The organism is Paraburkholderia nodosa DSM 21604, from assembly GCF_000519185.1.
Lineage (GTDB): Bacteria > Pseudomonadota > Gammaproteobacteria > Burkholderiales > Burkholderiaceae > Paraburkholderia > Paraburkholderia nodosa.
The window spans coordinates 67,653-92,518 of the sequence record NZ_JAFA01000034.1 but is presented as its reverse complement, the minus strand read 5'-3'; the positions used below and the strand labels follow the sequence as shown (position 1 = coordinate 92,518).

The following is a 24,866-nucleotide window of genomic DNA, read 5'->3' as shown; positions in this document are numbered from 1 at the left end:
AAGAAAGGGACAAAGGCAGAGTTTTCAACGCCTTGGTCCATATCCGCCGCGAGCATGACCGGTTTGCCGGAACGTAACAATTGCACGATCTTTCTGGCACTTGTCGCGCGCTCGATCATCTCTGCGCCGAATCTGCCGCGTTGCCGCCTGGCAAGGTCGCATAGGGCTGTGCTTGACATACGTGTGTACAGTGAGGCGACGGGGAGGTGCGTCGAGTAGAGCATGCAGCCGACCTCGATGCCCACAAAGTGAAAACCCATAAAGATGGTGGGCGGGGCTGTATCGTCATGGAGATCAATTTTGCTTTCGATCTGGACGATATCCCGGATCGACTGCGCACTGCCAAACCACTGGATGCCTCGCTCGAGATAGCTGCGAACAACGTGGCGGAAGTGAGCTCTTGCGAGCGCCTGACGTTCGCGGCTAGTCTTCTCGGGGAAGCACAGACGCAAGTTCACCTGGACGATATGCTTGCGGCGGCTCGGAAGCGCATACAACGCAGTGCCGACAACCATCCCGAGCCTTGCGACGAATTTGTAAGGAAGTATGGAAAGCGTGCGTAGCAACGCCACGATGAGCGCAAAGCCGAGGCGTTTCAAAGAATGTGCCCTATGGGTGGTGAAGTTTGGAAAGCGAAGTCAAACGCCAGGCAGGCGACCTTTCTGCTCGTCACTGCTTCATGGCGAATGTATTCGCTCAAGATATCAACCGTGGACCATACAGTCCAGGCGTAATCACTGGGTTACGTGGACGACTCGCGAAGTTACCGATTGTAACGGGCGGCTTTGGTGCGACCTACCCCAAAGATTCTGGTCGTGAGTAATCGCCGCTAGCATCGACGACGCTGTTCCACAACTCAATGGGGGTTTCTGCTGGTGGTGGTTGCGAATGACACTTCCACGCCGAAAGGGGACCTCCGTTCTGCAAGCCAGTGAACGGCGGCTTCGGGTCGGGTAACGAAGTTCGCCGTCGCGATGTAGCTGGCCGTCCGCCGAGCTGTTGCAGATTTCCGGGGTACGGCCACATTCGGCCGTTCGGCCCTCCCTGAAAATCGTCAACGATGTGCTTCGCCAGGCGGTGGCACAATTGAACAATCGGAATCAGGCGTCCAGGGTGCATGGAAACGGCTTCCGACGTGACGCCGCCGACCGTGGAGTTTGCCTCTCAGGTTTGAGGCTGGTTCGATCGTTCCGATTTTTACGCGTCTTTTAGCCAGGGCATTTCGACGGGTGAGACCACCAGATGCCGGAATTCGCGTTTCAGTTCGAAGATGAAACCGACCAGGATCATGGAGTCGGCATAGGGGATCGGGAAGACGTGAGGATTTTCCGCAGCACGCAGCGGGCGCGTGGGCGTGTCCGCCGTCGTCGCGGCGTTCTGGCGGACGCTTTCCAGTTCGTCAGCCATTGCCTGCCCACTTACTTTCAGGACGCGGCTACGCAGGTCGCTGAAGGGTTCGATGCGCGCACCGTCTTCGTTGTATTCGGGCACTTCATAGATGAACCAGGACATTTGCCGTTCCCAGGAAAAAGGTCACAATTCTAACAGGGGCGTAACCGATTATCTCCGGATGCCCATCCTGCTCCCCGCGTTCATTCGCCGTCCGGCGAAGGCAATGCGACTGGCGACACGGCGAAACTGGCGCCGTAGTTGCCCGCGTTTCCGGGCGAACCGTAGCTGAAAGATAGCGGGTCCAGACGATGGCGGCTTGCCGCGCTATTGCCGGCGCAAGCCGCTAACAGCCGAATGGCGCAGAATAAGATCGCGGGCAGGTTCAAGCGCGTGAGAGAAAGTAGCGCCTGATTGCGGTCGTCAGGGCCCGGGTGTCAATGGCAACCTTGCTGTAGAGAGACAAAATGAAAAAAGGAAAGACGAAACTTACCCGGCATGATGCTGAGCGCCTTTTTGAGGGATTGCCTGCGGGGCAAGTGAGAGTATCGAGCCGGCCCGAGAACCCATTTGAAGCAGCGATGTTCGACGAGGTTAAGCGCGTCGACGACGAAACCAGACTCTGGAAAGACAACCTCATTACCCTCCCGATGGCAATCGAGTTGCCTGCTGGCTACGAGTCGCTGTCTCGCATGCGCGAGTCGATGGCGCGGGCATGGCGCGTGAGGTGGGTGAGGGAAAGTAAAAACCAGGTTGTCACCGAGTTCCCTGAAGGATGGACGGCCGTTCGCCCGGCAAGCGGACCCATAGAGCTGCGAGATCCCTCCGGAACGGTCCGCGCCGTATACGGGTGGGCCGAGGACGCTGAGCTCAGGATTTTGCCAAGGTATCTGGTCGAGTCACAGACGAACAGTTCAAGCGGACTAGGCAGCTTGCTGGTGCGCGATCGCGGGAACGGTCAAATTCTCGAACGGTCGTCGATCTGGTCTGCTCAAACCGGTACCAACCATCCCGATTGGACCAGGCTGTCAGAATGGCTCAACCTACGCTATCCACAACACCTCGACCCGCTTCGGTACTGGGAAGACTGCGAGGAAAACATCCAGATCCAGAGCTGAGCGACTTTTGAAGGCGCCGTTTTCGCGTCTACCAAACCAGGCTTGGTGAACGCGAAGGCAGGTCATCGCCTCATTGGTTTTCCGCGTTCGGCCAGGAACGGTCGGTCGACTCCTGCTGACGACGATGGTGGATTCGTGCCCGTTCGTGGGACGCCCTGCGGCCGACAGCGGTCAGTCGTGAATTGCTTCAGAATACTGGCTGATGAAGCAACGCCACGTTTTGTACAACCACGATTCACTGAGGCTACAAATGGTTAATTCGTCTGCTATTGCGACAGTCTTTTCTGTCTATGCGGCAAGTGTCGTCATACCCGGGCCGAACTTCGTCGCAATCACTCAGAAGGCGGTAGCCGGCAGACGCTCCGATGCGCTCGCGCTTGTCGCCGGAATCGTGACGGTGAATCTGTTCTGGGCGACTTGCGCCATCCTTGGTATCGGAATGGTGTTCGCTATTTTCCCGTGGCTCGCTGTCGGCGTCAGGCTTGCTGGCGCGGCCTATCTGATCTGGTTCGGGCTGCGGCTCATTGTGTCGGCACGGGCAACCCCCTCAGGAGCACCTCACCCAACGAAGGCGCCTCTGTTTCGTGCCGCGTTCCTGCAAGGTATCGCGACAAATATCGCGAACCCGAAGTCCATCGCCTTTTATGCGGCGGTGTTTTCCTCAGCGGTGCCCGCCCACGTTTCCATGCCGACGTTCTTCGCGATGCTTGCTACTGTCGGTGTATCAGCGACGTGCTGGTACGGAGCAGTCGCGCTCGTTCTATCGCACGCGGCGATTGCGACGGCGTATCGTCGCGCGAAGGCATGGATCGACCTCACATGTGGAGGGCTCATGATTGCGCTGGGAATCCGGCAGGCATTTCGTTAACCAGGCGCCCGGAACGGCCGCTTTGCGTGTGGGCGACCGCCCCTTCGGGTCGAACAGAGCCCTACCCCGGCAATCCGCGAAGCGCTTTTTTGAGGACCCAGCACGTCGATGCGCTGCATGTCCTACTGAACACTCACACGGTCAACTCGCCGTCACGCACGACGACGCGTCCGTTCGCGACGACCAGCTTGCGCCTGGGCCGCGCGACGACGGCATGCGCGACGCTCTCTGCGTCCACGACCACGAGGTCCGCACGCGCCCCGACGCGCAGGCCATAGCCGGAGAACCCGCAGCCACGCGCGGCGGCGTCGCTCACGCAGTCGAATGCGATCGCGATATCGTCGTCGCGCCGCAAGTCGTAGCGCAATCCGATCAACATGGCGCGCTCGAGCATGTCGGGCACGCCATACGGCGACCACGTGTCACGAATGCCGTCGTTGCCGCCGAACACCGTCACGCCCCTGTCGCGGCAGACCTTGAGCGGCGGAACCGGGCACGAAGGCGGTGCGCTCGTCAGCAGCGCCACGCGTAGTTGCGCAATCCGGTCGATCAATGCGTCGCGCTCGCGCTCCGGCAACGCGCCCAGACAAAACGCGTGACTCACGACCACCTGGCCTTGCATGCCGAGCGCCTGCACGCGATCGAGCAGCAGTTTCAGCGTAAACGCCCCAACCTCGCCGGGTTCGTGCAGATGAATATCGATCGGCTTGCGATGGCGATCCGCCAGTGCGAACGTGGCATCGAGCGAGGCCACGGGATCGCCGTCGATCAGCGCCGGGTCGAGCGCACCGAGCACGGCGGCGCCGGCCGCCAGTGCGCTGTCGAGCAGGTCCACCGTACCCGGCCGGATCAGCATGCCCGATTGCGGAAACGCGACGATCTGCAGGTCGAGGACATCGCGCAGCGTCTGCCGCGTGGCGAGCACGCCTTCGAGGTAGCGCAATCGCGCGTCGGTGTCGATGTCGACGTGGGTCCGCATGCGCGTCGTACCGGCCTGCACGAATGCGCGCGCCAGCGCGAGCGACTGGGCGGCGGCATCGTGGCCCGAGGTCCTGCGCCATTCGCGCTCGTTGGCGATGCGGTCGGTGAGCCGCGGCCCAACCTCGTTGCGATACCACGGGCGGCCCCAATTGCTCTTGTCGAGGTGCGTGTGGCCTTCGACGAAACCGGGCAGCAGCAACCCGGCGCCGCCGTCCACGACCGCCACGCCCGGCTGTGCGGCGACATGGGGTCCGATTGCCTCGATGCGGCCACCCGCGAGCGCGACGCCAACGCGCTGGCCGTCGGCCAGCCTGACGTTGGAGAGATGAAGTGCGGAAGTCGTGAATGTCATGCCGATTCTCCTTGAAGCATCGCAGGATCTTATCGATTCGGCCGGATATTCAAAGATTAGAGGTTCTACTACCTCTGCCCGCAAAAAAAACGGCGGCGCCGGTTATCAACCCGGCACCGCCGAACATACTGCTTTCGGCAGCGTGAAGACTTCGATGTGTATTTAGAAGCGGTGAACGATACCGATCGCGCCCGCAACCTGGCTGCGCGACGAGGACGGCGCGCTGTTCTGGCCGTCGCCGATGTCGGCCGTTGCGTTGATGATGCTGCTCGCGCCGGTCGCGCTAGGCGTGCCCAGCGTCTGGCCGCCCGCGCGCTGGTACGCTTCGACGAAGTAGATACCCGTGCGCTTCGACAGCGTGTAGTACTGCGACAGGTTGTACTGTGCGTACGAAGCCGAGCTCTGGATGCCGTTGGCCTTGGTCGCGCGCGTATAGGAGAAGCCAGCCGCGAGGTCGAGCACGGTGAGCGGCTTGTAGTGCAGCACGACGCCACCCGTGTTCCAGATCTGCGTATCGACGAAGCGCGAATTCACGCCCGGAATGTACTGGACGTTCGAGTAGGCCACCGAGATGTCCCACTGTGAGCTGAACTGGTAGCCAGCCGTCACGGCGAGACGCTGTTGCGTCTGCGCCCACTGGAAGCCGTTGGTGAGCGCCGAAACGCCCGGCTCGCCGGCGCTGTTCGCCGTCGAGTTCGCGTCCCATGGGCCGCCGCCGTTCGCCGCGTTGCTCAGGCGCTCGAAGCCCACCGCGATGCCTGCCGGACCATGCAGATACTGCGCGGCCACGCTCCACGTCTGGCCGGCGCCAGTGCTGCCCGCCACGCCGCCCAGTGCGTACATGCCGCTCACGGTCAGGCCCGCGATGTTCGGCGACGTATAGACCAGCGAGTTGTTGATGCGATAGATCGTGTCCATCGAGTCGATGTCGCCCGGGTGCGCGCCGTATGCGCCGGTCAGCCACGTGGTCGGGCTGTACGGCGAGAGCAGCGTGTAGTACGGCGCGTACTGGCGGCCAGCCGTCAGCGTGCCGTAGTTCGCGTTCGCGACGCCAACCCATGCGGCACGGCTGAACATCAGGTTCGTGGTCGATTGCGCGCCGGTTGCCGAGTTATAGCCTTCTTCCAACTGGAAGATCGCGCGCGTGCCGCCGCCCAGATCTTCGCTGCCCTTCAAGCCGAATCGCGAGCCGGCCCACACGCCCTGCACCATCTTGACGACAGAGGCGCCACCGGCATTGCTGCCGAGCTTGGCCGAGCTGCTCTGATAACCAATACCGGTATCGACGATACCGTACAGCGTGACGCTGCTTTGCGCATGTGCGCCCAGCGCGGCGAGTCCAAGCGCCGAAGCGAGGATAGTTTTTTTCATCGGTAGTCCTATCTTTAGTCGTTGTGGTTTGATACTCGTTAAAACCCTGGTTGCTACATTGCCTCCTGTCCGGCAAGGAGCGCATCACCCCTGAAGCGCTCCTGGCCGATTGTGTCTCCTTAGTGAATCTCGGGTTCGCCGCCCGCGCTGGCGCACGAGCCGCCCACGCCGTCACGCTGCATGAAGTCGAACTCGCAGCCGTTGTTGGCCTGCATGACGTGCATCTGGTACATCGCGCCGTAGCCGCGCTTGAAGCGCGGTTCCGGTGCGACCCACGCGGCCTTGCGGCGCGCCATTTCCTCGTCCGAAATCAGCACGTTCAGGCGGCGCTCCGGCACGTTCAGCTCGATCAGGTCGCCGTCCTGCACGAGGGCGAGCGGACCGCCGACGAACGATTCCGGCGCCACGTGCAAAACGCACGCGCCATAGCTCGTACCGCTCATGCGCGCGTCGGAAATACGCAACATGTCGCGCACGCCCTTCTGCAGAATCTTCTGCGGAATCGGCAGCTGGCCCCACTCGGGCATGCCGGGCGCGCCGACCGGACCCGCGTGCTGGAGCACGATCACGCTGTTCTCGTCGCAGTCGAGCTCTTCGCTGTCGATGCGCGCAGCCATGTCGTTGTAGTCCTTGAATACCACGGCCTTGCCCGTGTGCACGTGCAGGTGCTTTTCCGCCGCGCCCGGCTTGATCACGGCGCCGTCCGGCGCGAGATTGCCGCGCAGCACGGCGAGGCCCGTATCCGGCATGAGCGGCTTCGCGCGGCGATAGATCACCTCTTCGCTGTAGATTTCCGCGTCGGCGATGTTTTCGCCGAGCGTCTTGCCGTTCACGGTCATCTGCGTGCCGTCGATCAGCTCGCCGAGTTCCTTGAGCATCGCGCGCAGGCCGCCAGCGTAGTAGAAGTCCTCCATGAGGTACTTGCCGGTCGGGCGGATGTTCGCGAGCACCGGCGTGTGGCGTGCGATTTCATCGTACTGCGCGAGCGTGAGATCGACACCGGCGCGGCGCGCCAGCGCGATCATGTGGACGATCGCGTTGGTCGAGCCCGAGAGCGCGAGACACGTGGTCACGGCGTTGTCGACCGACTTGCGCGTGATGATGTCCGAAGGCTTCAGGTCTTCCCACACCATTTCGACGATGCGCATGCCCGTCTTTGCCGACATCTGCGCATGGCGCGAGTCCGGCGCGGGAATCGAGGCGAAGCCCGGCAGCGTGAAGCCCAGTGCTTCCGCGGCGCTCGTCATCGTCGATGCCGTGCCCATCGTCATGCAATGGCCCGGCGAGCGTGCAATGCCGCCCTCCACGCCCTTCCAGTCCTCTTCGGTGATCTTGCCCGCGCGCAGGTCGGCCCAGTACTTCCAGGTGTCCGAGCCCGAGCCGAGCGTCACGCCGTTCCAGTTGCCGTTGAGCATCGGGCCCGCGGGCAGGAAAATAGTCGGCAGATCCATCGAGATCGCGCCCATCAGCAGCGCGGGCGTGGTCTTGTCGCAGCCGCCCATCAGCACGACGCCGTCGGCCGGGTACGAACGGATCGTCTCCTCCGCTTCCATGGCGAGGAAGTTGCGATAGAGCATCGTGGTGGGCTTCTGGAACGGCTCGGAAAGCGTTTGCACCGGCAGCTCGATCGGGAACCCCCCTGCCTGCCAGATGCCGCGCTTGACCTCTTCCACGCGCTGCTTGAAGTGCGTATGGCAAGGGTTGATCTCGCTCCACGTATTGAGGATGGCGATCACCGGTTTGCCCGCGTACTCCTCGCGGCTGTAGCCCATCTGCGCCGTGCGCGAGCGATGGCCGAACGACCGCAGGTCGTTCACGCCATACCAGCGGTGGCTGCGCAGTTCTTCGGGGGTCTTTCGCTTCTTGCTCATCTTGCGTTGCTCCAGGTGTTTCCAGTAAAGCCGCCGGCCCTAGCGCTGCTCCTTCACGCGCGACACGAGTTGTGTCGGGCTGACGAACTGCAGGGCGACCAGCACCCACGCAAGCGTGATGGCCATATAGATCATGGCCATGGCGTCGATGGATTGCGGCGCACGCACGCCCGTCGAGAAGACGGCGTAGTACAGTGCAACCACCAGCGTTTGCGTGTCGGGTCCGGCGGTAAAGAAAGTGAGTTCAAACATGCCGATCGTGCGCACCAGCACGAGCAGCCCCGCCGCCAGCATCCCCGGCACGAGGAGCGGCAGCAATACATAACGGAAATAGCGCAGCGTGTTCGCGCCGAAGATGCGCGCGGCCGACTCGAGGTTCGGATCGATCTGCTCGATGAACGGCGTCATCACGAGGATCACGAACGGCAGCGCGGGCACCAGGTTCGCGAGGATCACGCCGGGCAGCGTGCCGGCCAGGCCGACCTGGTACATGGCGGTCGCCATCGGAATGCCGTACGTGACGGGCGGCACCATGAGCGGCAGCAGGAACACGAGCATGGCGATGCGCTTGCCGGGAAACTGCGCGCGCGCCAGGGCGTAGGCGGCGGGCACGCCCAGCGCGATGGAGAGCACCACAACCGAGCCGACCACTTCGAACGTCACCCACAGCACGCTCGAAAGCTGGAAGTCGCGCCACGCCTGCGCATACCAGTGTAGCGTGAAGCCCTGCGGCAGCGGCGTGCCGAACCAGCGCGTGGCAATGGAGTTCACGCCCACCGTGGCGATCAGCAGCACCACGTTGAGGAGGAAGAACACCACGCCGCCCCAGACGAACACTTTCCAGAGCACGTCGGGCAGGCGCGAAGCGGGCCTGGCCTGCGCAACGTCGGCGGCAGGAGCGCTACGTTCCTCGCTCGCCTGCGCACCCGTGCCGAGGCCGGACGCGTTACGTTGATGCGCGCTCATCAGCCTTTCCCCCCGCTCACCGGGCCCGAATAGAAGTAGCGCTTGGCGCTCAGCATCGCGGCCACGACGATCAGCTGCACGAAGCCCATCACGATGGCGATGGTCGAGGCGAGCGAGTAGTCATAGCTCTCGAACGCCGCTTCGGAAGCCGCGATGGAGATCACGCGCGTGGGACCCGCGGGCGCGCCGAGCAGCACCGCCGAAGGGAACACCGAATACGCCTGCACGAACGACAGGCACGCGGCCATCGTGAGACCGGGCGCGAGCAACGGCAGATAAATTTGCCGAAACTGCTGCCACGGGCCCGCGCCAAGCGTGGCCGCCGCACGCGCGAGCGTCGGGTCGATGCCCGTCACGTACGAGAGCGTGAGCAGAAACGCGAACGGGAAACCCGAAACGATCAGCGAGATCAGCACGCCCCAATAGTTGTGCGTGAGACGAATCTCTTCGTTCGTATACAGATGCAGCGCGTGCAGCGCCTGCGGGAACCAGCCGTTCGGGCCGAAGTAGCTGAGCATGCCGTCGGCGATCAGCACCGTGCCGAGCGTGACGGGAATCACGAGCAGCGTGGTCACGAGCTTCTGGTACGGCGACTTGCGGCGCAGCGCGAAGGCCACGGGCAGCGAGAGCCCGACGTTGATGATCGTCGCGGGCACCGCCAGCTTGAGCGTGACGAACACCGTGGGCCACAACGAGAGGTCGTGAATGAACTGCAGGTAATTCGCGAACATGCCGCCGCCGTTCATCGGCCTGAACGACAGCACGAGACCGTAGGCGAACGGATAGAGGAACATCGCGATGATGAAGCCAAGCGCGGGCGTGACGAGCCAGCCGCGCGAATCGCGCGGCGCCTTGGCCAGCGTCGGAATGAGCGTGCTCATGACGCACGCTCCGCGTAGGCCAGCACGTGCGAAGGCGCGACGCGCAGCGTGGCGCGCTCGCCCGCTTCGAATTCGCCTTCCACACGCGCCCACAGCTTGCCGAACGGCGCGTTGGCGAGCAGCAGCGAATCGCGGCCGCCGTATTCGACCATTTCCACTTCGACGTCGAAGGCGTTCGCATCGCCCGCGTTGGCGCGCTCGAAATCTTCGGGACGCATGGCCACGGAAATTTCGCCGCCGTTGAGCTCGCCCATCGGCACGCCGGTGAGCGTGATGCCCGACGACGACATCGCAACATGGCCGCCCTGCTCGCCCGTCATGGCGAACGGCAGCACATTGCGAAAGCCCATGAAGCGCGCAACGTGCAGATTCGACGGACGGCTATAGACTTCCTTCGGCGTCGCGACCTGCTGCACGACGCCCTCTCTCATCACGACGATGCGGTCCGCCATCGAAAGCGCTTCGTCCTGATCGTGGGTCACGTAAATCGTGGCGCGTTCGAGCTGCCCGTGAATGCGGCGGATTTCCGCGCGCATTTCGATGCGCAGCTTGGTGTCGAGGTTCGAGAGCGGCTCGTCCATCAGCACGAGCGGCGGCTCGATGACGATGGCACGGGCAATCGCCACGCGCTGCTGCTGGCCGCCCGAAAGCTGGCCCGGCAGCTTGTTTTCATGGCCGACGAGCTGCACGAGCTGCAGCGCCTCGCGCGCGCGGCGCTTCGCCTCTTCGCGCGGCACGCTCTGCATCTTCAGGCCGAAGCCGACGTTTTCCAGCACCGTCATGTGCGGGAACAACGCGTAATTCTGGAACACCATGCCGAAGCCGCGCTTCTCGGGCGGCAGCACGTCGATACGCAGGTCGTCCAGCCAGATGCTGCCGCTCGTGAGCGGTTGCAGACCGGCGATGCAATTGAGCGCCGTGGATTTGCCGCAGCCCGAAGGCCCGAGCAGCGCGATGAATTCGCCGCGGCGAATGTCGAGGTCGAGACCACGCAGCGCGGCGAGCTGCGTCCCCTCTGCGTTGGTGAAGCTACGGCCCACCGAATCGAGGCGCAGACGATCGAAAGAATGCTTCATGACACGTTCCTGACCAACAAGATCAACTACGTACGAATGGAACGCGGACGGCGCTCAAACCGAATGAGGTACTCGAACACCGTCCGTCCATTGCTGATTCTTCCTCTCGTTACTGCGACTTCTGCGAACCGACTTCGCGGTCCCATTTCTGGAACGCCGCGACCATCGCCTGCGCCGAAAGCGGCTGGACATGCGGATAGGCCGTGAGCCATTTCGCGTACTCGGGGCGACCGTACTTCGCGATCACGTCCTGGCTTTCCTTCGGCGCCATCTGCAGCGTGACGTCCTTCACTGCCGGGCCCGGATAGAAGTAGCCATCGTCATACGTCATGGCCTGCTGCTGCGGCTCGAGCATGAAGTTCATGAGCTTGAGCAGCACCGCGAGCTTCTCTTTCGAAACGCCCTTCGGCACGACCATGTAGTGGGCGTCGTTCACCCACGTCATGTTGTTGAACGCCTGCACCTTGAAGTCGGCCGGCACGATGCCGAGCGCGCGCGGGTTGATGTCCCAGCCCGTCACCGTCACGGTCATGTCGCGCGTGCCTTCGCCCAGTTCCTTCATCACCGCCGAGGTGCCGCCCGGGTAGTACGGCACGCACGAGTTCAGCTCTTTCAGGTACGCCCAGGTCTTGTCCCAGCCGTTGATCGGGTCTTGCGGGTTCTTGTCGCCGAGCAGGTACGGCAGGCCCATCAGGAACGTACGGCCCGGACCCGAGTTGGCCGGACGCGCATAGATCAGCTTGCCGGGGTTCGCCTTGCACCACGCCAGCAGTTCCTGCGGCGTTTGCGGCGGCTTGGCGACCTTGGCCGGGTTGTATTCGATCAGCGGACCGGCCGGCATATACGACACTTCGAGGCCGTAGCCTTGCGCCAGGTCCTGCATCTTGCGCGGACCCGGCGCGTACTTGTCGAGCACGCCCGACAGCGCGGCCTGCTGATCGGGCAGCAGCTTCATCCACAGGTTCTGTTCGATGCCGGCAGCGAGCGCGTCGGTGCCCGTCAGCACGAGATCGATGTCGGCGCGGCCGGCGGCCTGCATTGCCTTGATCTTGCCAGGCAACTGCGGCGCGGGCGCGTTGGTGTAGGTGATATTGGAGACGAGATTCGGGTTTTTCGCCTTGAACGCTTCGAAGGCCTTCTGCGTGAGCTGCAGGTTACCGGCCACGTCGACTATGTTCAGGGAAACGGGATCGGCCTTTGCCACGCTCATGCCGAGCGCCGCGGCGGCCGCCACACACACGGCCAGCACGCTGGCCTTCAAGCGTCCATCGAACATCGCATCTCCTCACATCTGTTTATGGAATTTGTTCTTAGCGCGACCATTCCTGTCTTGTCCAGGCCGGACACAGGATGCCGAACCACGCACCAAGTTGTCAAGCAACGTCAGGCTCTTTGTGAGACTACTGTGAGCCTCTTGTCGGACTCCTCCTGGAGAAAGCGCCTGCAAGGCTTCTGCAGGCGCTTTCCTGACCCCTTTCGCGGGATTACTGCTTCACCAGCTCGCCGTCGCGCAAACGCCACAGCGCGAGCGGATTGTCGTTCTGCAGTGTGACTGGCAGAAGTTCGGCCGGCAGGTCCTGGTAGCAGACCGGACGCAGGAAGCGCTCGATTGCCATCGCGCCCACCGAAGTCGAGCGCGCGTCCGAGGTGGCCGGGAACGGGCCGCCGTGAACCATCGCATACGAGACTTCGACGCCCGTCGGGAAGCCGTTCGCGAGAATGCGGCCGGCCTTGCGCTCGAGAATCGGCAGAAGACGCGCGGCCATCGCGTAGTCGTCGCGGTCGATGTGCAGCGTCGCCGTGAGCTGGCCTTCGAGGTGCTCCGCCACGCGCGCGAGTTCCGCTTCGTCGCGGCACGCCACGACGACCGAGGTCGGCCCGAAGATCTCGTCCGACAACGCGTGCTGGGCGAGGAACTGCTCGGCGCTCGCTTTGAAGAGGACCGGCAGCGCGTCGCAATGCGCGTCCGTCTTCGTGCCTTCGGCCAGATTCTCGATGCCCGGCAGCTGCTTGCGCGCCGCCACGGCTTCGCCATACGTCGAGGCGATGCCGGCCGTCAGCATGCTCTGCGAGGGCTTCTGCGTGAGCGCGGCGCTCGCCGCCTGCACGAAGCGGTCGAGTTCCGGCGAGTCGATCGCGAGCACGAGGCCCGGGTTCGTGCAGAACTGGCCCACGCCCATCGTGAGCGAATCGACAAAGCCTTGCGCGAGCGCTTCACCGCGTGCGGCCAGCGCCGCGGGCAGCACGAACATCGGGTTGATGCTGCTCATTTCGGCGTAGACCGGAATCGGCTCGGGGCGTGTGGCCGCGATATGCGAAAGCGCGAGACCGCCGCGGCGCGAACCCGTGAAGCCCACGGCCTTGATGGCCGGGTGCGCCACGAGCGTTTCGCCCGCTTCGTTGCCGCCGCCGAAGACGAGCGAGAACACGCCTTCGGGCAGGCCGACGTCGGCCACGGCCTGCTGGATCGCGCGGCCCACGAGTTCCGAGGTGCCCGGATGCGCGAGGTGCGCCTTCACGACGACCGGGCAGCCGGCAGCCAGCGCCGAAGCCGTGTCGCCGCCCGCCACCGAAAACGCCAGCGGGAAGTTGCTCGCGCCGAACACGGCCACGGGGCCGAGCGGGATGCGATGCGCGCGCAGGTCCGAGCGCGGCAGCGGCTTGCGCTCCGGCAGCGCCGAGTCGAGCACGGCGCCGCACCAGCGGCCGTCGCGCACGAGCGATGCGAAAAGACGCAGCTGGCCGACCGTGCGGCCACGCTCGCCTTCGAGGCGCGCCTTGGGCAGCGCCGATTCGAGATGCGCGCGCTCGATCAGCGCGTCGCCGATGCCGAGAATGCGTTCGGCGATCGCTTCGAGCAGGCGCGCACGCGTTTCGTGCGGGGCGGCGCGGAAGGCGTCGAACGCCTGCGCCGCGAGTTCACAGGCGCGCGCGACTTCGGCCTTGCCGCCGAGGCCGAACGACGGCTCGAGCTCCTTGCCGAGCGCGGGCGCGAAGGCGCGCATCTCGCCCGCCTCGCCGCGCACCGCTTGCGCGCCCAGCAGCATGGCTCCAGTAATCTGCATGTTCGCTCCGTTCAATTGCTTGCTTGTGCCAGACGCACCGCTTACGCGTTGGCGGTCTGGGCCGTTGCGACCCGCTTCTGCTCGAACGCGAGCAGCGCCTTGGCGGCGTCGCCGATCGCCGGCAGCGCCTCGGCGGGCGACTGCGAGAGCAGCGGCAGGATCGGGCCCATGTCGGCGATGCCCGAGAGCGTCACGGCGTCATGCAGCACGCGGATCAGCGAGATGTTGTCGCGCAGCGTTTCGAGCGGCATGAAGGCATCGTAGAGGCGTTGCGCTTCTTCCGCGCGGCCTTCCTTCGCGGCCTTCAGCAGCGCCATGATGGCGTTCGCAGCGATACAGCCCGAGCCCGTGGTCCAGGCAGCCAGACCGAAGTCGCGCACGTGAACCAGCGCCGGACGCTCGCCCATGCCCGAGACGACCTTCGAGGCCGGCACGCTCTGCAGCAGACGGCGCAGGTACGGGTCGTTCGTCGGGTCCTTGCGCACGATGGCGTACTTGACCGCAATGAGCGTACCGCGGTCGATCAGGCGCACGAGCGTGTCGACGTCGACATAGTCTTCGCTCTTGATATAGAGCGTGAGCGGAATGCCGGCGATGTCGGCGATGCGCGCGAGGCCGGCTTCGACGCCTGCGGGCGTGGTGAAGCCGGAGAGCGGCAGCACCATGGCCGTCTGGTATTGCGTTTGCGCGAGGATGCGCGCCTGGTCGAGCATCTTGCCGTAGTCGGGACCGATAGCCGGGATCACACGCGTTTCGGGCGCGGTGAGGTCGGCGAGCATGTCAAGCAACTCACGGAATTCGCTCACGGCGACGTGGTACAGGTTCGCATTGCCGCCGTACAGCAGCGTGCGGATACCGCCCGCTTCCATATGGCGGATCAGCTTGCGGTTCTGTTCGACGTCGAGGGAGAAGTCGGGGCGGCGTGCGAGCGGCGGCACTGCCATCACAGTCGAGGCGAATTCGCTCTCGACAATCGGGGACACGTTCATGAGGCCTCGTGCGGGGATGGAGGGTTGTCAATACCGTGCACAGTAGCATCGGTCCTCCGCAGTTGTCAAACAACTTGTTGCATTTGTTAGGGTTTGTTCGGGGGATACGACAACCAGGGTCCGCCCACCCTTGCGCGCCCGGAACCGGCCCCGTAAAGGAATATTGTAGAATCGCGCTCCAATCGTGGAACCGGTTCCATTTACTATCTCCGTTCCGTGGCCGCCGCGGCGGATGTCACGAGCACCGCTCAGGATGGCTACGCGGACACGGTCGAACCACACCGCGCCGAACTCATACAGAATCCCACAATGTCTGAATCTCCTCTCACGACACGCCGCGGTTTCCTACGCACGGCAGCGGTGCTCGTGCCCGCCAGCGCACTGGCGGGCTGCGAGGGCGGCAAGCAGCCGTCGACCGAAACCACCGCGGCGGGCAGCGCAGCCGCGGCGCCCAACGCCGGGCCCGAAGCCGGGCAGGCCGTCGCCTACAAGCCACGCTTCTTCGACGCGCGCGAGTGGGCCTTCGTCGAAGCCGCCGCCGACCGTCTGATTCCCGCCGATTCCGAAGGCCCCGGCGCGCTGGAAACCGGCGTGCCCGAATTCATCGACCGGCAGATGGACACGCCCTATGCGCACGGCGCGCTCTGGTACATGCAGGGGCCGTTCCAGCAAGGCGTGCCCGAACTCGGCTACCAGTTGAAGCTCGTGCCGCGCGACATCTACCGGCTCGGCATCAAGGCCGTGAACGCGTACTGCACGAAGGCCTACGGCAAGGACTTCGACGCGCTCGACGCCAGCACGCGCGACAGCGTGCTCACCGCGCTCGAAGCGGGCAAGGTCGAACTGGACGGCGTGCCGGCCTCCGTGTTCTTCGGCCAGTTGCTGCAGAACACCCGCGAAGGCTACTTCTGCGACCCGATCCACGGCGGCAACCGCAACATGGCCGCGTGGAAGATGATCAGCTTCCCCGGCGCACGCGCCGACTTCATGGACTTCGTGAACCAGAACGGCAAGCCCTACCCGTACGGCCCGGTCTCGATCAACGGGGAGCGTACGTAAATGGCAATCAAGAAACCTCATGTCGATGCCGTCGTGATCGGCTTCGGCTGGACCGGTGCGATCCTCTCGAAGGAACTGACCGAAGCGGGCCTGAACGTGGTGGCGCTCGAGCGCGGCGAGTATCGCGACACCTACCCGGACGGCGCGTACCCCAACACCATCGACGAGCTCACGTACAACATCCGCAAGAAGCTCTTCCTCGATCTTTCGAAGACCACCGTCTCGATCCGCCACGGCGTGAACGACACGGCCCTGCCCTACCGCCAGCTCGCCGCGTTTCTGCCCGGCGAAGGCGTGGGCGGCGCGGGCCTGCACTGGTCGGGCGTGCATTTCCGCATCACGCCCGAAGAGCTGCGCCTGAAGAGCCACTACGAAGAGCGCTACGGCAAGCAGTTCATCCCCGCAGGCATGACGATCCAGGACTACGGCGTCACCTACGACGAACTGGAGCCGCACTTCGACTTCGCGGAGAAGGTGTTCGGCACTTCGGGCCAGGCGTACAAGGTAAAGGGCAACGTGGTCGGCGACGGCAATGTGTTCGAAGCCGCCCGCAGCGACAATTTCCCGTTGCCCGCGCAACTGAATACGTATTCGGCGCAGCGCTTCTTCGATGCGGCGAAGTCTATCGGTCTGCATCCCTACCGCCTGCCTTCGGCGAACACGTCGGGGCCGTACACGAACCCCTACGGCGTGCAGATGGGGCCGTGCAACTTCTGCGGCTTCTGCAGCGGCTACGCGTGCTACATGTACTCGAAGGCTTCGCCGAACCTCAACATCCTGCCCGCGCTCAAGCAGGAAAAGCACTTCGAGCTGCGCTCGAAATGCCACGTGCTGCGCGTCGAACTCGACGACACCAGAAAGCGCGCCACGGGCGTGACGTATATCGATCCGGCGGGCCAGGAAGTGTTCCAGAGCGCCGACCTCGTGATCGTCTCGGCGTTCCAGTATCACAACGTGCACCTGCTGCTGCTCTCGGGCATCGGCAAACCCTACGACCCGATCTCGGGCGAAGGCGTGGTGGGCCGCAACTTCGCGTACCAGAACCTCTCGACCATCACGGCGTTCTTCGACAGGGACACGTGGACGAACCCGTTCATCGGCGCGGGCGGCAACGGCGTGGCCGTGGACGACTTCAACGCCGACAACTTCGACCACGGGCCGCTCGGCTTCGTGGGCGGCTCGCCGCTGTGGGTGAACCAGGCAGGCGTGAAGCCGATCAGCGGCATCGCCACGCCCGCGGGCACGCCGGACTGGGGCGCCGGGTGGAAAAAAGCCGTGAAGGACCACTACGCGCACACCATTTCGATGGACGCGCACGGCTCCAACATGTCGTACCGCGACGTGTACCTCGACCTCGATCCGACCTATCGCGACTCGTACGGCCAGCCGCTCCTGCGTATGACCTTCGACTGGAAGGACAACGACATCAGGATGGCGCGGTACGTGACGGGCCAGATGCAGACGATCGCCGAGGCGATGGGCCCGAAGGCCATCAACGTCTCCACGCGCGAGTTCGGCGCGCACTTCGACTCGCGCCGCTATCAGACCACTCACCTCGTGGGCGGGGCCGTGATGGGCACCGACCCGAACACCAGCGTCATCAACCGCTATCTGCAGTGCTGGGATGTGCCCAACGTGTTCGTGATGGGCGCCTCCGCGTTCCCGCAGGGGATCGGCTACAACCCGACCGGCCTTGTCGCCGCCCTCGCTTACTGGAGCGCGAAAGCCATTCGCAACCAGTATCTGAAGAACCCCGGTCCCCTGGTGAGCGTGTGAAGAGCCGCATGAAGAAGATCATTGTCTCCCTGCGCGAGAACGTTGCACGCGCAACGATTGCGGGCGCGGCCTTCGCGGCCCTAGCGTCATTCACGGCGCAAGCGGCTTGCGCGGCCGACCTGCCGAACGCCGCGCTCGTCGCGCATGGCGAATACCTCGCGCGCGCCGGCGACTGCATTGCCTGCCACACCGCACAGGGCGGCAAGCCCTTCGCGGGCGGCCTGAAGTTCGACACGCCGATCGGCGCGATCTACTCGACCAACATCACGCCCGACGCGAATACGGGCATCGGCAAGTGGCGCTACGACGACTTCGCCAGGGCGGTGCGCCAGGGCGTGCGGCCGAATGGCGACACGCTTTACCCGGCGATGCCCTACCCCTCGTACGCACGTCTGAGCGACGACGACATGAAGGCGCTCTACGCGTACTTCATGCACGGCGTCGGGCCCGTGCAGGCACAGAACCGCGCCGTGGACATTCCCTGGCCGCTCTCGATGCGCTGGCCGCTCGGCGCCTGGCGCGTGCTGTTCGCGCCGAAGGTGCAGGCGTTCGACGGCTCGCATTACAACGATGCGATCGTCGCGCGCGGCGCCTATCTCGTGCAAGGCCTCGGCCACTGCGGCGCGTGCCACACGCCGCGCGCACGCACGATGCAGGAACTCGCGCTCACCGACCTGGAAGGCGACGACTTCCTCGCGGGCGGCGCCCCGATCGACGGCTGGGTGCCTTCGAGCCTGCGCGGCAACCCGCGCACGGGCCTGGGCAACTGGAGCGAGGACGACATCGTGCAGTTCCTCAAGTCGGGACGCAATCTGCATACTGCGGCCTTCGGCGGCATGACCGACGTGGTTCAGCACAGCATGCAGCACATGAACGACGCGGACCTGCTCGCCATCGCGCGCTACCTCAAGACGCTGCCCTCCAGCGATCCGAAGGAAACCGCGTACGCCTACGATCCCGCCGCCGCGAACAAGCTGCAGAACGGCGACGCGAACGCACGCGGCGCAGCGGTCTATCGCGACAACTGCATGGCCTGCCACCGCAGCGACGGACGCGGCTACACGCGCGTATTCCCCGCGCTCGGCGGCAACCCGGTCGTGCAGGGCAAGGACCCCACTTCGCTGATTCACGTGCTGCTCGCAGGCAGCGCGCTCGAAGGCACGCAATCCGCGCCCTCGTCGTTCACGATGCCGCCGTTCGGCTGGCGTCTGTCCGACCAGGAAGTGGCCGACGTGTCCACCTTCGTGCGTGCGAGTTGGGGCAACGCTGGCACGCCAGTGAGTGCCGAAGACGTCGCGAAGGTCCGCAAGACCGTCACCATGAGCACGCCGGCGCTGCCGCCCGGCGCAACGCTCAAGCGCTAACGCGCCCCGCGCCGCCCTTTTCCCTCTCCCGCGTTTCACGCCTGCCGTCTCGTTCGCGAGACCGCAGGCGCGTGCGCGCATAACCAGAAATCGCTCACCAGGCGATCTTCAGATCGTTGAAACAACAAATGATGAGAAAACACCTGCTCGCCGCACCAGTCCTGTTCTCGCTCGCCGGCATCGCCTCGGCGCAAGGGTCGGTCACGCTGTATGGCATCGCCGATGCCGGCATCACGTATCGTAGCAATGAGCGCACCGGCACCACCGGCGCCTACACGGGCCATTCGAACGTGGGTCTCTCCACCGGCAACCTCTCGGGCAGCCGCTGGGGCATCAAGGGCAAGGAAGATCTGGGCAACGGGCTCGCGGCTATCTTCCTGCTCGAAGACGGCTTCGACATCACGAACGGCACCTCAGGCCAGAGCGGGCGCCTGTTCGGCCGCCAGGCCTTCGTGGGCCTCTCCGACCAGCGTTACGGCTCGCTCACCATGGGCCGCCAGTACACCTCGCTCGACGACTTCGTCGGGCCGGTCGCGCCCGTGAACTACATCGGCGGCTTCGGCGCGCATCCGGGCGACATCGACGACCTCGACCAGACCACGCGCGTGGACAACTCGATCAAGTACACGAGCGCGAATTACGCGGGCTTCACGTTCGGCGCGCTGTACGGTTTCGGCGGCCAGGCAGGCAGCATGAAGCGCAAGAACACCTGGAGCGTGGGCGCGGGCTACGCAAACGGCCCGCTGCGCATGGGCGTGGGGTATGAGCGTTCGGACAACAGCAAGACCGGCCTCGACGATTCCACCTACGGCAAGTGGCAAGGCACGTACGACGGCACGTTCAACTCGTCGATCAACGAAGGCTATGCGAGCGCGCAATCGCAGCAGGTGGTGGCGGCAGGCGCGACGTGGGACTTCGGTCCCGCCGTGGTCGGCGTGAACTACAGCAACGTGCAATATCGCTCGGGCGCGAATTCGCTGTTCTCGGGCAATGCGATCTTCAATATCGCGGGCATTTTCACGCAGTGGAACGTGCAGCCGCGCACGCATCTGTTCGCGGGCTACAGCTACACGCGTGGCAGCGCCGTGGAAGACGTGGATCAGGACGCGCAGTACCACAACGTTTCGGTGGGCGCGACCTACGATCTCTCGACGCGCTCGACGGTGTATCTGCTCGCGGGCTACCAGCATGCATCGGGCATGACGCTCGACGCCGCGGGCAATCCGGTCGCGGCGACCGCTTCGGTGTCCGACAAGGGCAACGGCCACTCGTCGGCCACGCAGTCGCAAGCCATTGTGAGCGTGGGCTTGCGTCAGAAGTTCTAGTAATCTAAGGCTTCGTTGCTGGCGCAACGAAATCGCGGGTGCTCATGCCATGAGCACCCTTTTTTTGCGGCCGCGCCGCCGTTCAGTGCAGCACCTCGGGCCGGTCCAGCAGGCCATAAAACTCGTCGATCGTCACGGTCGGTGCGAACTGCGAGAGTGTGGCGACGATCACGTCGTCGGTAATCGCCGATCCTGCCGCCGATTCGAGCTGAACCCCGGCCGCGGCGGCCTGGCTTTCGGCCAGCTCGAGGGCGATCGACAGGATGAAGCGTGCGTCGGTTTGGGTGAGTAGGGCTTTCATGCCTGCTCTAACGGCGCGCACACGGGGAATCTTTAGGGTTTTGTGGGGTTTCGTGAGGTTTGGTAATCGTTGCGCGCAGCCCTATGCTCAACGCGTACGCGCCACGAACTGCCCGGGACTCGTGCCCGTCAATCGTCGGAACATTGCGATGAACGCCGACGACGTGGCGTACCCCAGATCCAGCGCCACGGCCTCGACGCTGCGCCCCGCATGCAGCATCGGCAGCGCATTGACGAGCCGGATGCGCTGGCGCCATTCCGTCAACGACATGCCCAGCTCGTTTTGCGCGCGACGCATGAGCGTGCGCTCGCTCATGTGAAACGCATCGGCGAGCTCAGCAAGCGAGCGATTGTCGGCGGGATTCTGGCGCAGCACCTGAAGGATCGCGTTGAGATCGGCGTCTTCGGTATGCGGCACGAAGCTGCCCGTGGTCGCACAGGTCGACAGCTGATCCACGAGCACGCGCAAGAGACGCGAGCGCTGCGCTTCGCCCTCCTCCTGTGCCGGCGTCACGCGCAGATGCTCGAGGATCGCGCGCACGAGCGGCGACACCATCACCGCGCAGCTCGTTGCCGGCATGCGCGTGCACAGCTCGCGGCTGATGTACACCGAGCAATGCACGGTCTCCTGCTCGTTGAAGCCCACGTGCTCGGTGCCCGGTGCGATCCAGAGCCCGAGATGCGGCGGCGTGATGTAGTGCTCGTCCCCCGCCTTCACCTCGGTCGTGCCGCTGAACGCGTAGACGAACTCGCCCCACGGGTGGCACATCTGCGGATAGGTGGCGTGCGAAGGCATGTGCTCCATGCGGAAGAACACGGGCGTGGGCAGCACGTCGGTGAAGGGCGGCAGGCGCAGGTAGCGCGCCGGGCGAGCACGGTCGGGTGATTTGGGCATGGCGGTCTGGGGCTATCGATTGTCAGTTTTGCGCTATATGCGCGCATCCCGACGCATCAATACTACGCCCACTGTCACCAAACTTCAGCCGAATCCTTCAGATCAGTGAGCCCGCAATGAGAAAGCAAGTCGACGCAACGGCCGTGGCCATCATGGTGGCGCTCTGCCTCGCATGGGGTCTGCAACAGGTCGCGATCAAGGCGGTGGCCGGGGACATCCCGCCCATGCTGCAGATCGGGCTGCGTTCGGGCGTGGCGGCGGCACTCGTGTGGCTCTTCAACCAGCTCGTTTCGCGCGAGCGCTGGCTGCCTGGCGTGGCGCGCGGCGCGGGGCTCGTCACAGGCGGCCTGTTCGCGCTCGAATTCGTGTTCGTCGCCATGGGGCTGCGCTGGACCAACGCCTCGCACATGGCCGTGTTTCTCTATACCGCGCCGATGTTCGCCGCAATCGGCCTGCATATGCGCCTGCCCGACGAACGCCTTGCGCGGTTCCAATGGGGCGGCATTGCCATCGCGTTCACGGGCATCGCCATCACGTTCCTCGGCCCCGCGCTGCTGGGCGCCGACATACCGGGCTCGCCGTTGTGGTTGCTCGGCGACTTCATGGGCCTTTGTGCAGGCGCGGCGTGGGGGCTCACCACCGTCGTCGTGCGGACGAGCCGCCTGAGCGAGGCGCCCGCCACGCAAACGCTCTTCTATCAACTGGCGGGCGCTTTCGTCGTGCTGGTGCCGTTCGCGTTCCTGACCGGCCAGGCGCACTTTCACGCCACGCCGCTCGCCCTGGCCTCTATCGCCTTCCAGACCCTGCTCGTCTCGTTCGTGAGCTATCTCGTGTGGTTCTGGCTGCTGCGCCGCTATCTGGCCGCGCGCCTCGGCATTCTGTCGTTCATGACGCCGCTGTTCGGCGTGGCGTTCGGCGTCGTGCTGCTGCACGAGCGCGTGGAGCCCGCGTTCCTGTTTGGCTCGGCACTCGTGCTGCTCGGCCTGCTGGTGGTGAACGCGCAAAGCTGGGTCCGCCAGGCATTCGGCCGCCGTGCCGCCAACGCAAACGGCGCTCAGGCATCCTGATTCGATATCCAGCAGCGTGCATACGGTCCTGCGCGATTAAGCCACCGCATCGCCGCGCTTGCCCACCGGCAGCTCGCGCACGACCACATACTCAGGGTCGCGCTGCTGGCGCGCGAAGGTCGCCAGAATCTCGCGCCACGCGGGCCACAGTCCCGCATAAGGCTTCGGCATTTGCGAGGCCACCGCGTCATGAAAGCCGGGCAGCGCATGAAACGGCACGCTCGGAAACATGTGATGCTCGATGTGATAGTTCATGTTCCAGTAGAGAAAGCGCACCACGGGATTGAGCATCACCGTGCGGCTCGACACGCGGTGATCGAGCACATTCTCCTTGAGCCCCGTGTGCTGCGTGAGCGCGCAGAGTTCGTGCAGCCAGGTGCCATAGGCGCGCGAGACGAACAGGAACAGGATCGGCAGCCAGCTATGCGCGACGATCGCCCAGGCGATCACGGCCACGTAGCACGCGAGCAGCACGCGTGAATTCGCACACATCTTGCGGTACTCGGCTTGCGGCACCACCTCCTTCGCACCCTTCGTGACCATGCCGAAGCTGTGCAGCACGATCGCGCCGAGAAACTGAATGCCATGCGAGAGGCGCAAGAAGTCCGTCACGAGCTTCACGTAACTGAGCGGCCGCTTGAACGCCAGTTCGGGGTCCTGATAAGGTTCGGCGGTCAGATGCGTGAAGGTGTGGTGGCGAGCATGCAGCCAGCGGCTGTACACCTGCTCGCGCCACGACATGAAACAGATGATCCAGTAAGCGGTCTCGTTCATCCAGCGCGTCTTGAAGGCGGTCCCGTGGCCGAGTTCGTGCGCCGCGGCCTCGCTGAACGCGAACACCGTGCCGTACAGCAAGAAGGCGGGAATCGCCCAGGCCGTGCCGAGCGAGTACCACGCGAGCACGCCGGTCGCCACGACGAGCGCGAGGAAACCACCCATCTGAAGCAGCCCCCGCGCGTCGGTGCGAGTGGAGAATGCCTTGAGGCGCTTGCGGTCGATTTCGACCCGGTACCACGCATTCATGTCGATGTTCATTTGCCGTGCTCCGCGCGAGAGGGTCTCTTCCCTGCCTGCTTTCACCGGTACGAACCCGCATACTTCTGCACGGGCGCGAGGTTGTCGCGCGTGACGAAGCTCGGGCCGGAACTCACCGTCGAACCGGTATAAACCGGCTTGAGGTCGTACTTCGCGAGTCGCGCCGCGACCTTCTTGTCGTCCTTGAGCGCGGCGACGATATGGGCCGGGTCATTCGTCTTGTCGCGCACCGCGATCGCCATGGCCGCCACCGAAAGGTAGCCCTGAAGATAGGGCTGCTGATCAATGGCGAACTGGATCTGCCCAGCCTGAATCGCCTCGAGAATGTCCGGCGAAAGATCGAACGTCGCGATATAGAGCTTGCCGGCCTTGCCTGCGTCGTTCACGCCGCGCAGCACGCCCATGGCCTGATCGGGGCCGAGCGCGAGAATCGCCTGGGTGTTGGGATGCGAACGCAGAAAGGCGGCCACCTTGCTTTCGATGACAGTCGGGTCTTCGCCGCTATCCAGCGTGGACTTCTTGTAGTCGGCGCCGATGGCGTCGGCGAAACCCTTGCAGCGGTCCCACAGCGCCTGAATGTCCGCTCCGTGATTCACGCAGAGAAAGTCGTGAATGCCGGCCGCTTCCGCGCGCTGGCCCGCGGCCTTGCCGGCCTCGTATTCGGGCTGACCGATGTGCAGGATCGCACCGAGCTTCATGCCCGCTTCCGGGCCGCCGTTGATCGTGATGAGCGGAATGTGCTTGGCCTTCACGCCTGCCAGCCCCGTCTGGATCATCTCGAGATTCGGCACTGTGGTGATGACACCCGCGTAATTGCGCGCCGAGGCCTGCTCGAGAATGCGGACCATGTCGCCAGTGTCGCCCGTCGGCGGATTGCGGTAATCGACGGGCACGCCGAAATCTTCGCTCGCGTCGCGCATGCCGTTTTTCACGGTGTTCCACCACACGTTCGAATCCGATCCGTGGCTCACCATCACGAAGCGCTCTTCGGCGCGCGCCGTATGCGCCACGAATCCGCTACCGAGCGCCACTGCCGCGAGCGCGGCCGCGCACACGCGGCCCACGCGAAATCTCGTCATGTTCATGGGGATGTCTCCAGTTTGTGTCGTGTCGATTCC

At 64.4% G+C, this 24,866-nt stretch carries 23 protein-coding genes; 8 read left to right on the top strand and 15 right to left on the bottom strand.

From position 1 onward, the window contains the following. On the bottom strand, window positions 1–599 hold a 599-nt coding region (locus A3CW_RS0134385; RefSeq protein WP_028207598.1), incomplete at its 3' end, for an LpxL/LpxP family acyltransferase. Between the two features lie 598 nt (window positions 600–1,197). Then, a complete protein-coding gene (locus tag A3CW_RS0134380) occupies window positions 1,198–1,512 on the bottom strand; it encodes a hypothetical protein (RefSeq protein ID WP_028207597.1) in 315 nt (104 codons plus the stop codon). Window positions 1,513–1,856: 344 nt separating this feature from the next. Between A3CW_RS0134380 and A3CW_RS0134375 the strand changes: the two genes are divergently transcribed. Both A3CW_RS0134375 and A3CW_RS0134370 read left to right on the top strand, forming a co-directional pair. Continuing rightward, on the top strand, window positions 1,857–2,507 hold the full coding sequence (locus A3CW_RS0134375) for a hypothetical protein (protein WP_028207596.1): 651 nt from the start codon (window positions 1,857–1,859) through the stop codon (window positions 2,505–2,507). Between the two features lie 250 nt (window positions 2,508–2,757). After that, window positions 2,758–3,375 (top strand): LysE family translocator, encoded by a 618-nt coding sequence (locus tag A3CW_RS0134370; RefSeq protein WP_028207595.1) that lies wholly within the window; start codon window positions 2,758–2,760, stop codon window positions 3,373–3,375. Between the two features lie 133 nt (window positions 3,376–3,508). On the opposite strand, the gene A3CW_RS0134365 is transcribed toward A3CW_RS0134370, so the two are convergent. Beyond that, window positions 3,509–4,708, bottom strand: coding sequence for an amidohydrolase family protein (locus tag A3CW_RS0134365; protein WP_028207594.1), 1,200 nt, complete (start codon window positions 4,706–4,708; stop codon window positions 3,509–3,511). Here A3CW_RS0134365 and A3CW_RS52685 point away from each other — a divergent pair. Beyond that, on the top strand, window positions 4,707–4,874 hold the full coding sequence (locus A3CW_RS52685) for a hypothetical protein (RefSeq protein ID WP_154678114.1): 168 nt from the start codon (window positions 4,707–4,709) through the stop codon (window positions 4,872–4,874). The genes A3CW_RS0134365 and A3CW_RS52685 overlap by 2 nt on opposite strands. On the opposite strand, the gene A3CW_RS0134360 is transcribed toward A3CW_RS52685, so the two are convergent. From A3CW_RS0134360 to A3CW_RS0134325, 8 genes are all read right to left on the bottom strand, one after another. Then, window positions 4,871–6,079 carry a porin gene (locus A3CW_RS0134360; RefSeq protein ID WP_028207593.1) on the bottom strand — a complete coding sequence of 403 codons (1,209 nt, stop codon included), beginning with the start codon at window positions 6,077–6,079 and terminating at the stop codon, window positions 4,871–4,873. The genes A3CW_RS52685 and A3CW_RS0134360 overlap by 4 nt on opposite strands. 119 nt (window positions 6,080–6,198) lie before the next feature. Continuing rightward, window positions 6,199–7,950, bottom strand: coding sequence for an L-arabinonate dehydratase (gene araD, locus A3CW_RS0134355; protein WP_028207592.1), 1,752 nt, complete (start codon window positions 7,948–7,950; stop codon window positions 6,199–6,201). 39 nt (window positions 7,951–7,989) lie between these two features. Next, window positions 7,990–8,916, bottom strand: a complete 927-nt coding sequence (locus A3CW_RS0134350; protein WP_028207591.1) for an ABC transporter permease — start codon at window positions 8,914–8,916, stop codon at window positions 7,990–7,992. Further along, on the bottom strand, window positions 8,916–9,797 hold the full coding sequence (locus A3CW_RS0134345) for an ABC transporter permease (protein ID WP_028207590.1): 882 nt from the start codon (window positions 9,795–9,797) through the stop codon (window positions 8,916–8,918). Before A3CW_RS0134345 ends, A3CW_RS0134350 begins: the two co-directional genes overlap by 1 nt. Next, the gene (locus tag A3CW_RS0134340; protein ID WP_028207589.1) at window positions 9,794–10,873 is read right to left on the bottom strand and encodes an ABC transporter ATP-binding protein; all 1,080 of its coding nucleotides are present in this window, start codon (window positions 10,871–10,873) and stop codon (window positions 9,794–9,796) included. The genes A3CW_RS0134345 and A3CW_RS0134340 overlap by 4 nt, the downstream gene beginning before the upstream one ends. Before the next feature lie 109 nt (window positions 10,874–10,982). Then, on the bottom strand, window positions 10,983–12,083 hold the full coding sequence (locus A3CW_RS0134335) for an ABC transporter substrate-binding protein (protein ID WP_245623828.1): 1,101 nt from the start codon (window positions 12,081–12,083) through the stop codon (window positions 10,983–10,985). Window positions 12,084–12,357: 274 nt separating this feature from the next. After that, the gene (locus tag A3CW_RS0134330) at window positions 12,358–13,938 is read right to left on the bottom strand and encodes an aldehyde dehydrogenase (NADP(+)) (RefSeq protein WP_028207587.1); all 1,581 of its coding nucleotides are present in this window, start codon (window positions 13,936–13,938) and stop codon (window positions 12,358–12,360) included. A 41-nt stretch (window positions 13,939–13,979) separates the two neighbouring features. Further along, window positions 13,980–14,927: a dihydrodipicolinate synthase family protein gene (locus A3CW_RS0134325; RefSeq protein WP_028207586.1), complete on the bottom strand. Its 948-nt coding sequence runs from the start codon at window positions 14,925–14,927 to the stop codon at window positions 13,980–13,982. A gap of 309 nt (window positions 14,928–15,236) precedes the next feature. Between A3CW_RS0134325 and A3CW_RS0134320 the strand changes: the two genes are divergently transcribed. The 4 genes from A3CW_RS0134320 to A3CW_RS0134305 all read left to right on the top strand — a co-directional run bounded on the left by A3CW_RS0134320 (window position 15,237) and on the right by A3CW_RS0134305 (window position 20,451). Continuing rightward, complete coding sequence (locus A3CW_RS0134320; RefSeq protein WP_028207585.1) at window positions 15,237–15,986, top strand: gluconate 2-dehydrogenase subunit 3 family protein; 750 nt, start codon at window positions 15,237–15,239, stop codon at window positions 15,984–15,986. Further along, window positions 15,987–17,762: a GMC family oxidoreductase gene (locus tag A3CW_RS0134315; protein WP_028207584.1), complete on the top strand. Its 1,776-nt coding sequence runs from the start codon at window positions 15,987–15,989 to the stop codon at window positions 17,760–17,762. It abuts the gene before it with no gap. 8 nt (window positions 17,763–17,770) lie between these two features. Beyond that, window positions 17,771–19,126: a cytochrome c gene (locus tag A3CW_RS0134310; RefSeq protein ID WP_028207583.1), complete on the top strand. Its 1,356-nt coding sequence runs from the start codon at window positions 17,771–17,773 to the stop codon at window positions 19,124–19,126. A gap of 131 nt (window positions 19,127–19,257) precedes the next feature. Continuing rightward, window positions 19,258–20,451: a porin gene (locus A3CW_RS0134305; protein WP_028207582.1), complete on the top strand. Its 1,194-nt coding sequence runs from the start codon at window positions 19,258–19,260 to the stop codon at window positions 20,449–20,451. Between the two features lie 82 nt (window positions 20,452–20,533). Here the strand turns inward: A3CW_RS0134305 and A3CW_RS0134300 are convergent, their stop codons facing one another. After that, window positions 20,534–20,752, bottom strand: a complete 219-nt coding sequence (locus A3CW_RS0134300) for a hypothetical protein (protein ID WP_028207581.1) — start codon at window positions 20,750–20,752, stop codon at window positions 20,534–20,536. Window positions 20,753–20,839: 87 nt separating this feature from the next. After that, complete coding sequence (locus tag A3CW_RS0134295) at window positions 20,840–21,646, bottom strand: AraC family transcriptional regulator (RefSeq protein WP_028207580.1); 807 nt, start codon at window positions 21,644–21,646, stop codon at window positions 20,840–20,842. Between the two features lie 116 nt (window positions 21,647–21,762). On the opposite strand from A3CW_RS0134295, the gene A3CW_RS0134290 reads away from it, so the two are divergent. Then, window positions 21,763–22,713, top strand: coding sequence for a DMT family transporter (locus A3CW_RS0134290; protein ID WP_028207579.1), 951 nt, complete (start codon window positions 21,763–21,765; stop codon window positions 22,711–22,713). Window positions 22,714–22,749: 36 nt separating this feature from the next. Here the strand turns inward: A3CW_RS0134290 and A3CW_RS0134285 are convergent, their stop codons facing one another. Together A3CW_RS0134285 and A3CW_RS0134280 are read right to left on the bottom strand one after the other, a co-directional pair. Then, on the bottom strand, window positions 22,750–23,748 hold the full coding sequence (locus A3CW_RS0134285) for a fatty acid desaturase (protein WP_051481902.1): 999 nt from the start codon (window positions 23,746–23,748) through the stop codon (window positions 22,750–22,752). Between the two features lie 41 nt (window positions 23,749–23,789). Next, window positions 23,790–24,833, bottom strand: a complete 1,044-nt coding sequence (locus A3CW_RS0134280) for a sugar ABC transporter substrate-binding protein (RefSeq protein ID WP_028207577.1) — start codon at window positions 24,831–24,833, stop codon at window positions 23,790–23,792. Window positions 24,834–24,866: the final 33 nt, after the last annotated feature.